General features: G+C 31.4%; 10 protein-coding genes and 1 pseudogene. 10 read left to right on the forward strand and 1 reads right to left on the reverse strand.

Translation table 11 applies throughout. The features are described from left to right. The first annotated feature begins 51 nt into the window (after positions 1–51). The 6 genes and pseudogenes from ACWPVO_RS01660 to ACWPVO_RS01685 all read left to right on the forward strand — a co-directional run bounded on the left by ACWPVO_RS01660 (position 52) and on the right by ACWPVO_RS01685 (position 7739). Entirely contained in the window at positions 52–252 is a 201-nt protein-coding gene (locus ACWPVO_RS01660; RefSeq protein ID WP_094208085.1) for a helix-turn-helix domain-containing protein, read from the forward strand. A 156-nt stretch (positions 253–408) separates the two neighbouring features. Next, positions 409–2923, forward strand: a pseudogene (locus tag ACWPVO_RS01665) (Spaf_1101 family AAA-like ATPase). Between the two features lie 73 nt (positions 2924–2996). After that, positions 2997–3650, forward strand: coding sequence for a response regulator transcription factor (locus tag ACWPVO_RS01670; protein ID WP_412621735.1), 654 nt, complete (start codon positions 2997–2999; stop codon positions 3648–3650). Continuing rightward, positions 3638–4510, forward strand: coding sequence for a sensor histidine kinase (locus ACWPVO_RS01675; protein WP_412621734.1), 873 nt, complete (start codon positions 3638–3640; stop codon positions 4508–4510). Before ACWPVO_RS01670 ends, ACWPVO_RS01675 begins: the two co-directional genes overlap by 13 nt. 88 nt (positions 4511–4598) lie before the next feature. Then, complete coding sequence (locus ACWPVO_RS01680) at positions 4599–5276, forward strand: ABC transporter ATP-binding protein (protein ID WP_412621733.1); 678 nt, start codon at positions 4599–4601, stop codon at positions 5274–5276. Between the two features lie 150 nt (positions 5277–5426). Continuing rightward, positions 5427–7739 carry an FtsX-like permease family protein gene (locus ACWPVO_RS01685; protein ID WP_454206117.1) on the forward strand — a complete coding sequence of 771 codons (2313 nt, stop codon included), beginning with the start codon at positions 5427–5429 and terminating at the stop codon, positions 7737–7739. A 143-nt stretch (positions 7740–7882) separates the two neighbouring features. Here the strand turns inward: ACWPVO_RS01685 and ACWPVO_RS01690 are convergent, their stop codons facing one another. After that, positions 7883–8893: an aminomethyltransferase family protein gene (locus ACWPVO_RS01690; RefSeq protein WP_454206119.1), complete on the reverse strand. Its 1011-nt coding sequence runs from the start codon at positions 8891–8893 to the stop codon at positions 7883–7885. 287 nt (positions 8894–9180) lie between these two features. Here ACWPVO_RS01690 and nadA point away from each other — a divergent pair, with 287 nt between their 5' ends. Genes nadA through ACWPVO_RS01710 form a run of 4 tightly spaced genes read left to right on the forward strand, consistent with a single transcriptional unit; the run spans position 9181 to position 12702 of the window. After that, positions 9181–10104, forward strand: a complete 924-nt coding sequence (nadA, locus tag ACWPVO_RS01695) for a quinolinate synthase NadA (protein WP_454206121.1) — start codon at positions 9181–9183, stop codon at positions 10102–10104. Between the two features lies 1 nt (position 10105). Then, positions 10106–11368 (forward strand): L-aspartate oxidase, encoded by a 1263-nt coding sequence (locus ACWPVO_RS01700; RefSeq protein WP_454206123.1) that lies wholly within the window; start codon positions 10106–10108, stop codon positions 11366–11368. After that, positions 11340–12185 (forward strand): carboxylating nicotinate-nucleotide diphosphorylase, encoded by an 846-nt coding sequence (gene nadC, locus ACWPVO_RS01705; protein ID WP_412275735.1) that lies wholly within the window; start codon positions 11340–11342, stop codon positions 12183–12185. Before ACWPVO_RS01700 ends, nadC begins: the two co-directional genes overlap by 29 nt. Positions 12186–12192: 7 nt before the next feature. Then, on the forward strand, positions 12193–12702 hold the full coding sequence (locus ACWPVO_RS01710) for a transcription repressor NadR (protein WP_148465148.1): 510 nt from the start codon (positions 12193–12195) through the stop codon (positions 12700–12702). Positions 12703–12759: the final 57 nt, after the last annotated feature.

The following is a 12759-nucleotide window of genomic DNA, read 5'->3' on the forward strand; positions in this document are numbered from 1 at the left end:
GGTAGTTAATCTATACCTTTAGAAAGGTAAAATATAGAATTGGAGAATGATATGGGATTTTCATATAATAAATTATGGAAGTTATTAATAGATAAAAATATGAAAAAAACAGACTTACAATGTGCAATAGCAACAACACCCAAGACAATAGCAAAAATGGGAAGAGATGAAAATGTAAGTTTGGAAACATTAGGAAAGATTTGTGAGTTTTTTCAATGTGATATTGGTGATATTATTGAATATAAAAAATAGAGTTGAGGTAAATGGTAAATAAGATTCTTAATTATATTTGTTATTTTCATCAACGGTACTTGGAAGATCTATTGATTTTAAAATGGTGGCGGAAGATCAGAGAGATTATTCTATATAAGAATTATTGTTAAGCCTTAGGGATTGTTAAGGAGGAGTATGGCTGAAGATACAAGAACTTATAGTGAGGTTATAAAAGCATATAAGCATATAAAAAACACTAGAGATAATTTTGGATTTCCTAGGAAGTCGATATTTCATATTCACACACCAGCTTCTCATGATTATAAATTAATGGAGAATTTAGGCACGAATGGATATAAAAAAATAAGTGAAAAAGAATTAGAAGATATAATTTATGAAAGAAGTATTATTCCTCTCATAAATGGGAAAAGAGATGTAAAGTTTGGTGGAGATTTTGACATTTTTGAAAGTAAAAAAGAAATATATGCTTTTTTATTGTTAGCTAATGAATTACTAATAAATCAATATGAGATAGCTGTTGTTACAGATCATAATACATTTGAGGGAATAGACAAATTAAAAATATGTATACATCATCTAAAAAAGTTAAAAGCTAAATATAATGTTGAAACAATATTATTTCGAGGAATAGAAATATCATGTGCTGACAAGCTTCATGTAGTAGCAATATTAGATGACGATAAGAATAATGAAGAGGAAGTAATTAAGTGGCTAGATGAAAAATTGATTTCTGAAAAAGACGGTGTGTATGTTACTAGTTTAGAAGTTATGGATTTTTTTTCGAGTTTAGGAGCGATAACTTATATAGCTCATATATACTCATCAAATATAAATAAAGATAAGTTTTTAAGCGGGGCGTATAAAAAGAAATTATTTTCCAGTGAAAACACTAGAATTGTTGGTTTAAAAAACAAGAATCAAATCAAAGGTGCAAAAAATTTCATGAAAAATTATAGAGAGGATGTAAATTTTTTAATTGACAATGACTCACATTCAATTGATACATTAGCAAATAATTTTTTTGGATTAAAGGAAGTGATATTAACTTTCAAATGTTAAAAGAAGCTTTAATTGATTTTGATATTTCTGTAAGTTATGAGAACATGAATAAAAATAAAGTTTATATAGAAGGCTTATATGTAATGTTTGAAGAATCTGGTTTTCTATCTAATAAAAAGAAAGATGGAGATTTTACTGTAAAATTTTCAGATTCTTTAAATTGCTTGATAGGGGGAAGAGGAACTGGCAAGAGTACTGTTCTTGAAACAATTGATTTTGTAATGACACAAAGTGTTCATGATGAGAATCTTTTAGATTTTATTTGTAAGCATGGGAATGTATATTTATTATTTCAATGTGATAGAGATGAGTATATTGTTGAGTTTACAAGTCCTTATAAAGAAGATAATGATAATATTTTAAGCCGATTTGAAGAGGAACGACCTTATCAATATGGAAGAAGATATTATTTTAATAGAGACAGAATTAAAAAATATATGCTTAAAAAGTATTTGAACGTATATAAGATAACTTGTAGTAATGTTAAAGAGATGGATATTAGCAATATCGAAAAAGTACGTAATAAAACAAAAGTCCTATCAGAACTTTATGATAATAGGTATTCTGTTAATGATCTTGTTAGATATGCAAGTGGAGATGAAATTAACAGGTTTATTTATGATTTGATGTTTAAAAATAAAGAGTTAGAACCATTTGAAAATAAAATAAAAATTAAAGCTAAATCAGGTTTATCTAAATTTCTAAAGAGATATAGAAAGTATTTTAAAAAATAGAAGAGAAGATGTAAAAAAGGTACTAGATCCTTTTAATGAAACTCAAAAAGGAACATTAAAAATCGATTATATTCAAAAGGATTTAGTGCTTGAGTACCCCATAGAAGAAATTTATAAAAGTAAATTTTCAAGTATTATTAATAGATATAATATTAAGAGAGAAAATTTAGGGGTTTATATTTTATATAATAGATAAAAAAGGATTGATTAATTTTTTGAAATCATCAATAAATAAAGATTCTTCTTGGATAAATCCTAAAGAGTTTTTAGAATTTACAGAAGAAAGTAGTTTTAAAGTAATAGATTCCAATAAAACAATTATTAATGCTGATATTGCTAAGACATTAACATCGGATTTATTAATATATGCAACTGACGATAAAAATATAGATACATGGATTGGATATTTTAAAAACTACTTTAGAAAACTTGAAGAATACACTATCCTATTTAATATTAATAGTAGGGAAGACAATAAAAATCTTCAAGAGATTTATAAAGATATAAAAAACTTATCATTAGGTCAAAAAGTCGTAGCAATGTTAGACTTTATATTAGGATATGGGAAATATAACGATGATTTCAGACCGATTGTTATTGACCAACCAGAGGATAATTTGGATAGTAGATATATTTATAAAAATCTTGTTCAGCAGCTAAGGAAAACTAAAAATGATAGACAAGTTATAATTGCAACTCATAGTGCAACAATTGTAACTAATGCAATGTCAGATTGTGTGTTAGTAATGGATTCTGATGGAGTACATGGATGGGTGAAAAATCAAGGCTATCCTGGTGAAGTAGCTATAAAAAAAGAAATAATAAATCACATGGAAGGTGGAATAGACTCATTTAAACATAAAATTTTAATCTATAAGGAAGCTTTGGAAAAATAAAGTTAAGAAGATTTTTAACATAAATAAGAATATTGTAATGTATCTAAAGCTTTATACAAGGGAGAGCATTTCATTGAAAAAGATATTAATAATTGAAGATGATAAAAATTTAAATAAGGGGCTTTCCATAGCCTTAAATAAAGACTATGAAGTTTTTTCCGTAAGCACAATTATTGAAGCTAAAAATTTTATTGATGATGCGGATTTGATTTTACTTGATATGAACTTACCAGATGGAGATGGACTTGAAATAATAAAATATACGAGACAAACTTCGTCAATTCCTATTATAGTTTTATCAGCAATTGATTTAGAATCATATATAATTTCAGCCATAAATTTAGGGGCAGACGACTATCTAACAAAACCTTTTTCTTTGGGAATATTAGAAGCAAAAATAAAGAGAGCTTTTGAAAAAATAGTTTCTAGTGATTTAAATATTTACAAGAAAGATGGTCTAGACTTTAATTTCAATGAAAATATTTTTTATGTAGATAATAAAAACATAGATCTTACAAGGACAGAGACAAAAATTTTGTACTACCTAATAACAAACAAGTCTCAAGTTATTACTAAGGAATTATTATTTGATTTTGTTTGGGGAATAGATGATGAATTTATTGATCAAAATACACTGAGCGTCAACATTTCTAGGATAAGAAATAAATTAAAACCCTATGACCCAATAGAAACAGTCTTTGGAGTTGGTTATAAATGGAATTTTTAATATGTCTTTTAGCTCTTATAATTGGAATTATTTTATATAAATATATTGTCTTGAGAAGTGAAATGCGTGAACTCTCAGACTATATTGATAAGGCTTTGGATGGAAATTTAGAAATTACAGAATTTGATGAAAAGGAATTATCTAAAATAAAATCAAAGCTCATTAAGTTTTTGTATGCCAGCCAAGTAAAAGAAGCGAAAATAAATACAGAAAAAAATAAAACAAAAGATTTAATTGCAGATATATCACATCAAACCAAGACACCCATTACCAACCTTTCTTTATACATTAGTCTTTTAGAAGATGATCCGAAAGATGAGTATATTGAAATTATAAAGTATGAGCTTAATAAACTAGAATTTTTAATTCAAAACCTAGTAAAATCTTCTAGACTTGAATCAGATATTATTTCCTTACAAAAACATCAATCAAATTTAAAAGACATAGTAGAAGATGTTTTGAAAGAATTTAAAGTTACATTAGATGAAAAAAACATAAGCATAAATTTAAAAGACGAAGACTTAATTTTCAATTTGGACGAAAGATGGCTTAAAGAAGCCATTCACAATCTAGTAGATAATGCTATAAAATACTCGCCAAATGGTTCTACAATTAATATTTCAGTTTATAAATCTTACCTAAACTATAATCTAGACATAGAAAATGAGTGCGAAGACATATCAGAAGAAACTTTGCCAAAGATATTTGAAAGATTTTATAGAGGTGCAAATTCCGTTTCAAAGGATGGTTTGGGTTTAGGTCTTTTTATAGCCAGAGAAATTATAGAAAAGCATGGCGGAAATATAAGAGCGTCTTTGGACGAAAATAGAATAAAATTTTCAGTAGACTTCCCTTTGTGAGAAGTCTTTTTTCTTACAAAACTGTAAGAAGTCTTGTAAGTACTTTGTAAGATATGAATGTTATATTAAATGTAAAGAGGTGATAGATATGTTAAAAGTAGAAAATTTAAAAAGATATTATAAATCAAATGACGTGGAAGTAAGAGCTCTTGATGGAGTATCTTTCGATGTGGAAAAAGGAGAATTTATTTCTATAATAGGAGCATCTGGATCTGGGAAATCAACCCTATTACATTTATTAGGAGGACTTGATTATCCTACAAGCGGAAAAGTTTTAATTGATGATACCGACGTTTATGCATTGAAAGATGATGAGAGAACAATTTTTAGAAGAAGAAATATTGGTTTTGTCTTTCAAGCATATAATCTCTTGCCCATGCTAAATGTATATGAGAATATAATTATTCCCTTTGGTCTTGATGGGGATAAAGTAGATAAGAAATATGTTGATTCCGTAATAGACATTCTTGAAATAAGTGATCAAAAATATAAAATGCCTAATGAATTATCTGGCGGACAGCAACAAAGGGTTGCCATAGCAAGAGCCTTGGTTACCAAACCATCTTTAATTCTAGCTGACGAACCTACAGGAAATTTGGATTCAAAATCATCTTCCCAAGTTGTTTACTTACTAAAAAAGATTAATAAAGAGCTTGGAAATACTATTCTTATGATTACTCACGATGATGCCGTAGCTCAAGCTGCAGTAAAAACTCTAAGGATAGAAGATGGAAGGTTGGTGGAAAATAATGAAAGTCAAAAATAAAGCTTATATAAGGCGTCTTGCAAAAAGTATTTTAAATGCGAATAAAAGTAGGAGAAATATTCTCTTATTAGCAATTGCTTTGACTTCTATACTATTTACAAGTCTGTTTTCCGTAGCCTTAGGTTTAGAAAAAGCATGGAAACCCAAACGATGAAAACTGTTGGAACAATCAGCCATGGTTCTTTTAAAGATATTTGTGATGAAGATGTAGAAATATTAACCCATGATAAGGATATAAAGGATTTTTCAGTTAGAGAGAAAGTTGGGATTCTTGATGATGAAAAAGTTATGGCAGAACTATCTTATATGAATAAGAAAGGATTTGAATGGTCTCTAATAGAAAAAGTTAAGGGGGAGTTTCCAGAAAAAGATAACCAAGTATTTATAGATATAGCTACTGCTAAAAAATTAGGTTATAAGGGTGAAATCGGAGAAGAGATAGAAGTCCCTTTCACAATAGAAAAACCTTACACAGGAGAAATTATCAAAAAAAGAAGTGATAAATTTATTATATCGGGGACTTTTCAAAATCCTATTGATTCCAATGTTGGTGTAGGACAAATCTATTTATCAAAAGCTTATGTAGATAAATTATCCCTTCCAGAAAATAATAAAGATTTGGAAGTAATGCTAAAGAATTCCTTTATGATAAGGGATAAACTTATAAAAATTGCAGAGAGAAATGGTTATAAAGTGGTAGATGACCCTGGAAATCTATCCGACAAAGAAATAAGAATTGGTGTTAACTTTGCATATCTTTTATCTGGTGATTCTAGTTTTGATTTTAAAATATTTCTACCCTTCTTAGCTTTTTTGATTTTAGTAATTGTAGCGGGATACTTAATAATAAATAATATTTTTAAGATATCCGTAAATGAAGATATTAAACTTCTGGGACTTTTAAAAACAATTGGAATGACAAAACCGCAAATCAAAAAACTCGTTCATCTAGAGTCTTTAGCAGTCTCCCTTCCAGCAATAATAGTTGGAGATATAGTAGGAATTTCTATCGGAAAAATCATTTTAAATAAAATATTTGCAAATAATGATATGTTAACGGATGTAAAATTATCTCTAGCGGTAATAATCATAATTATCTTATTTTCGACAGCCTTTACGTTGCTTACAGTATTTATATCAGTGATGAGACCTGCAAGGTATGCAGCAAAAGTTTCTCCAATAGATGCCAGCAGATACAATGAAATCGAGATAAAAAGTAAATATAAAAGCGAGGATATATCTTTAGGCAAGCTTGCAAGAAGACAGGTGTTCTCAAATAAGTTTAGATTTATCTCCATAGTTCTTTCCATTAGCCTTTCTGCTGTTATTTTAAATAGTGTCTTAACTTATACTGGCAATATTGATTTAGAAAAGGGAATTTCTGATGTAATTGCAACGGACTATAATATAGCAAGCCCAAAATATTTTAGGTATATGTACTCAGGAAGTGAGGACGGTATCAAGGATAATTTCATTGATGAAATAGAGAATCAAAAGGGATTTAAAGCTGGAGGAGCTTTATATTCCTATGGTTATGAGTACGATTATCCAGATATTAAAATAGAAGACAAAAAAGCTGCACCAATTTTATTTGGTATAGATGACTATCTAATAAACAAACAAAAATTTATAGATGGAGTGTTTGATAAAGAAAAATGGCAAACAGGAAATTATATTATCATTGGAGAATTTGGTAATAAAAAATCTTCATTTAAAGCTGGTGATAAAATAAAGATTAATCTTAAAAACAAGGTAAAAGAAGTCCAAGTGATGGGAAAGATTGAATATAATTTTTCAAATGGTCTTAGATATTTTCCTGTAATTAAGGAAGATATAAACGACGAATCTAGTCCTACTTTAGGCCTGGAATACATTTATATGAAGCCGAATGAGTATAAAGAGCTCACAGGAGATAAAAGTATAATGTCCTATGGATTTGATGCAGAAGATAGTGAAAAGGAAAATTTTGATAAGTTATTAAAATCTTTTGAAAATGAGCCAGACTTTTCCTATGACTCAAGAGATCTTCAAATAAAGTCTTTTAAAGATTTCAAAAATCTTATAGAATTTGTGGGTTATAGTTTATCTATAGTATTGTTTTTAATTTCTGTACTGAATTTTATAAATGTTATTGCTACTGAAATTTTGAGAAATATGGTTAACTTATCAATCCTTGAAGCAATTGGAATGACAAAGAAAAATATTAAAAAATATTTGGTGAAAAAGAATTTGATTTATTCTTTATGTGGCTTAGTATTTTCTTTCATCATTATGCTTCTTGTAGATAAATTTATCTTGATGGATTTTATGGAACAGACTCAGTGGACTTCCTATAAATTTGTAATCATGCCACTTATACTTGTCAACTTTGTAAATATAATCATTGGGATAATATTTACAGGTAGGTTCTATGAAAAGCACAGTCAAAACAGTCTTGTAGATAGGATAAGAAGTTTAGAATAACATTTTTTATATTAACCAAAAATAAAAAAGGCTGTGAGTATTAAAACTCATAGCCTTTTATCTTGCCGCCCAAAGACTCTATAAATTAGTTTTTCTAAATTCACTAATTCCATGATTTCTTATAACTTTTGAATTTTTTTATTTTATCCTCTTACTCTCTCGTTGTCTTTATCATAAAATACCCTGTCGCAGAGTTTTGCTTCGAGGCTGCCTGCCTTTGTTTTTATTTCTACTTTTTTGCCTTCTACTGCTTTATCTTTTTCTATCATGCAGTAGCCAATGAATTTTTCTACTGTGTAGCCGTAAGTGAATTTTGTTACTCTGCCAATTTTTTTGCCATCGAGTAGGACTTCGTCACCTGCTTCAACTTGACCATCTTCTAATAATTCAAAGCCAAAGAGGTCGCGAGTAACATTTTCTTTTGCCTTTAGGAGGGCTTCCTTGCCAATAAAGTCGCTGTCCCAAGCTACTGTCCAGCCGTAACCTACTTCAAGTGGGTTTGCGCCCTCAAGGTCACTCATAAGAACGTAGCCCTTTTCGCCTGGTAGACTGCCAATGATTACATCACTTGTGATGTTCACTAAATCAAATTCTTTGCCAGCTTCTTTAATTTTTTCTTCTAAGATGTCTTTCTTGTCTGACTCCACGTAAAGTTCGTAGCCAAGTTCACCTGTGAAGCCTGCTCTCGCTACCATTAGGTCCAAATCACCAAGAGAGTTGTCTTCAATTGTGAAGAATTTTAAATCTGAAATGTCCTTGTCTACTATTTTATTTACAAGTTCCCTGGACTTTGGTCCTTGTATAGCAAACATTGTTAGCTTGTCTGTGATGTTTTTGTATTCAACTTCAAAGCCATTTTTAAATTTGTCAAACCACTGGATCATCTTGTCAATGTAGAGGGTAGAGATCAAAAATTTATCCGCTTCTAGTCTAAAGACTATTACGTCGTCGATGATTTTGCCTTCTTCATTTAACATTGTTGTATATAGTGCGTGGGTATCTTTCATATTTTTTATGTCATTTACAAAAACTTTGTCCAAGAAGTCGGCAGCGTCCTTGCCCTTTACATCTAGTACTTGGTGAGTAAAGTCATAATAACCAACGCCTGATCTAACGGCTTCATGTTCTCTTCTTCTTAAAGCATCATTTTTCATAAAATCACTTTCCTTTATCGCTTTAAAACAATATCCTATACTACTATGATACCCAAGTAAGTTTTTAAATAACAAAGGGTGGAAGTCCAGTGACTTTTAATTTTTATTTTCCTAGTAAAAAATTAATGACTAATAAAAACTTAGTCATTTAAGATAAATAATTATAGAAATAAAACTTATTCAAAAAATATAAATTTTCAAGTTAAGCTGAGCTAGTGTATATACACTTGACTTGTCCTGTCTACTTCTTTGTAATATAATTTTAAGCAAAATTTATTAGGAGATTGGTGAGATTGAAAAATTTAGAAAATTTAACTTTAGAAGAAAAAATTGAAATATTACAAAAATTAAAGGAAGAGAGGGATGCAGTTATACTTGCACACTTTTATGTTGATGAAGAGATCCAAGCTGTGGCTGACTACATAGGTGATTCTTTTTTCTTGGCTCAAAAGGCTACTGAACTAAAAGAAGGAACCATAGTCATGGCAGGAGTCTACTTCATGGGAGAAAGTGTTAAGATTTTAAATCCAAGCAAGAATGTTTTGATGCCTGACCTTGAAGCAGACTGTCCCATGGCCCACATGGTGAGCATTGAAAAAATTAAGGAGATGAGAGAAGCCTACGATGACCTAGCAGTTGTGACTTACATAAATTCTACTGCAGAGATCAAGGCCTACTCGGATATTTGTGTGACATCTTCCAACGCTGCAAAGATTGTAAATAAATTAGAAGAAAAGAATATATTTTTTGTGCCAGATAAAAATCTTGGGGCGTATATTAAAAAGTCCTTGCCAGATAAAAATGTCATTTTAAACGACGGCTACTGTCCTGTTCACGACGAGATAGACCTTGAAGATGTGAAGGCCTACAAGGGCAGGGTAAAAATTTTGGCTCATCCAGAATGTAGGAAAGAAGTCTTAGACCTTGCTGACTTCATAGGGTCTACAAAGGCAATTATTAATGAAGCAGGCAAGTATGATGATGTGCTAGTTGTAACTGAAGAAGGAATTTTTACTGAGTTAAAGAAAAAATATCCAGAGGTCAAGTTTAGGAAGCTTGCCAAGGGACCAATTTGCGATGACATGAAAAAATTAAGTGTAGATAAAATTATTGAAGTCTTAGAAGAAAATAAAAATCAAGTGGAAGTACCAAGAGAAATTAGGGAAAGAGCTTTGAAGCCACTAGAAAAAATGTTGGAGTTAGGTGCATAGGATGAAAAAATTTGATGTTTTAATTGTTGGGTCAGGTCTTGCTGGAGTCAGCACTGCCCTAGAACTAAGTGAAGATTATAAAATTGGTCTTGTAACTAAGAAAAAGTTAGAAGATTCAAATTCTTATCTTGCCCAAGGAGGGATAAATGTATTAAGAGATGATGACGACAGAAAAGTTTTTATCGAAGACACCATGAAGGCTGGTCACTACAAAAATAATTTAAAATCAGTTGAGACCATGGTGGACAAGTCCCAAGAGGCAATTAAGTTTTTAATGGATCTTGGAGTTGAGTTCACAAAGAAAGATGGTCAGCTTGATTATGCAAGAGAGGGTGGTCACTCTGCATCAAGGGGACTTCACATTGACGACGAGATTGGCAAGGGAATCTTGGATGTCCTCTATAAAAGGCTAAGAGAAAGAACAAACATAGAAATATTTGAAGACACTCCCATACTTGACCTTATTGTAAAAGATGGCAAGTGTTACGGAGCAAGGTCTCGTGATGAAATTTTTATTTCTACAAATGTTGTCCTTGCAACTGGTGGACTAGGTGGACTCTTTGACAAGTCTACAAACTTTCCTCATATATCAGGCGACGGACTTGCCATGGCAATAAAAAATTGTGTCAAGATAAAGGACATATCTTACATTCAATTTCATCCAACTTCCCTTTATGAAGAGGGAGTGGAAAGGCAACTATTAATATCTGAATCTGCTAGGGGAGAAGGTGCAGTCCTACTTAATCACGAGGACCAGAGATTCACAGATGAAATGAAGCCAAGAGACATAGTAGCAGGTGCCATAAAAAATGAAATGGAAAAAGAGGGAGTGGACTTTGAATATTTGTCTATGAAGCCCCTTGGAGAAGAAAGAATTCCCAAGAGATTTCCAATGATTTTTGATGAGTTAAGAGCCAGGGGGATAGACCCAAGATACGAAAATATTCCAATAGTTCCCTGCCAACACTACACCATGGGAGGAATTGAGTGTGATATCCAAGGAAGGACTAACCTAGAGGGACTCTTTGTTGTTGGAGAGGCTGGTAATGTTGGAATTCATGGTTCCAATAGACTTGCTTGCAATTCACTTTTAGAGTGCCTGGTCTTTGGAAGAATTTTGGCAGACTACTTAAATGAAAATAAACTTGAAGAAAAAGAAATAAATTTTCTAATTGACACAAAAGACCTTGATGGAGAAGATAAGAAAAAAATTATTTTTGAAAGGATAAGAGAAGATGAGAGAGCTAAAGCCAATCTTAATTGACAAGTATATACTTGCAGCTCTGCAAGAAGACATGACAAGTGGTGACATTACCACTGATGCCATCTTAAAGGATGAAAGGGCTGAGGTAACTTTAATAGCCAAGGACAAGGGAATCCTTGCAGGACTTGATGTCTTTAAGAGGGTCTTTGAAATCTTAGACCAAGAAGTGGCTTTTGAATTTTATTTTTCTGATGGCGATGAGGTTAATAATAAGGACTTAATTGGAAAAATAAGTGGAAGAGCCAAGGCAATCCTTGAGGGGGAAAGGACAGCTCTAAACTTTTTGCAAAGGATGAGCGGGATTGCAACTTACACCAAGAAAATGGTTGATGCCCTTGACAGCGACCATGTAAAAATTCTTGACACAAGAAAGACAACACCTAACATGAGGGTCTTTGAAAAGTATGCAGTGACACTTGGTGGAGGTTACAACCATAGGTACAATTTATCTGATGGGATTATGCTTAAGGACAATCACATAGATGCAGCTGGTGGAATAAGAGAGGCAGTGGAAAAAGTGAGAAGCCTAAATCCCTTTGTAAAGAAAATTGAAGTTGAAGTAGAAAATTTTGACCAAGTTAGGGAAGCCTTAGAGGCAAAAGCTGATATAATAATGTTAGACAACATGGATATAGAAGAGATAAAAGAAGCCTGCAAGATAATTAATAAGAGAGCCATCATTGAGTGCTCGGGTAACATTAGCCTTGAAAATATAAATTCTTATAGGGACCTAGACATTGATTATATTTCTTCAGGTGCAATAACTTATAGTGCAGGAGTCCTTGACCTATCCATGAAAAATTTGAAAATCTATTGAGGGAGATATGTTAGATCCAAAATCAAGAAGAGAAGACTTGTTAAAATTTTTATACGAAAGTCAAAAGCCAATGTCGGGAGAAAATCTTGCAAAAAAGTTTGATGTAACAAGACAGGTTATAGTCCAAGACATGGCAATACTTAGGGCCAGCGGTAAGGATATTGTCTCAACCAATAGGGGCTACTACTTAAACGAAGCCAGGACCCAAAAAGTTTTTAAGGTCAAGCACAGTGACAAGGACATAAAAAAAGAACTAGAAGCCATTGTTGACCTGGGAGGACTTGTTAAGGACGTCATTGTCCACCACAAGGTTTATGGTGAGATAAAAAAAGATTTAAATTGTTCATCAAGAAGGGACATAAAAATTTTTTTAGAAAAGATGGATGAAGAAAAGTCCAAACCCCTTGACGTCTTAACTGGTGGAGTCCACTACCACACAGTAGTAGCAGAAAACGAAGAAGTCATGGAAGAGATAGAAGTGGTCTTGGGGGAAATGGGATTTTTAATAGAGGACTAAGGAGTTAGGAAACTAACTCTTTTTTTATTGTAAAAATTTACATTACAAGGGATAAAG

This window comes from Peptoniphilus sp. Marseille-Q6390, assembly GCF_965119475.1.

Excerpts from the sequence above, each read along its gene's own strand:
- ACWPVO_RS01680 (WP_412621733.1), top strand. The coding sequence starts at position 4,599 with ATGTTAAAAGTAGAAAATTTAAAAAGATATTATAAATCAAATGACGTG.
- ACWPVO_RS01690 (WP_454206119.1), bottom strand. The coding sequence starts at position 8,893 with ATGAAAAATGATGCTTTAAGAAGAAGAGAACATGAAGCCGTTAGATCA.
- ACWPVO_RS01710 (WP_148465148.1), top strand. The coding sequence starts at position 12,193 with ATGTTAGATCCAAAATCAAGAAGAGAAGACTTGTTAAAATTTTTATAC.
- ACWPVO_RS01700 (WP_454206123.1), top strand. The coding sequence starts at position 10,106 with ATGAAAAAATTTGATGTTTTAATTGTTGGGTCAGGTCTTGCTGGAGTC.
- ACWPVO_RS01660 (WP_094208085.1), top strand. The coding sequence starts at position 52 with ATGGGATTTTCATATAATAAATTATGGAAGTTATTAATAGATAAAAAT.
- ACWPVO_RS01675 (WP_412621734.1), top strand. The coding sequence starts at position 3,638 with ATGGAATTTTTAATATGTCTTTTAGCTCTTATAATTGGAATTATTTTA.
- ACWPVO_RS01685 (WP_454206117.1), top strand. The coding sequence starts at position 5,427 with ATGAAAACTGTTGGAACAATCAGCCATGGTTCTTTTAAAGATATTTGT.
- nadC (WP_412275735.1), top strand. The coding sequence starts at position 11,340 with ATGAGAGAGCTAAAGCCAATCTTAATTGACAAGTATATACTTGCAGCT.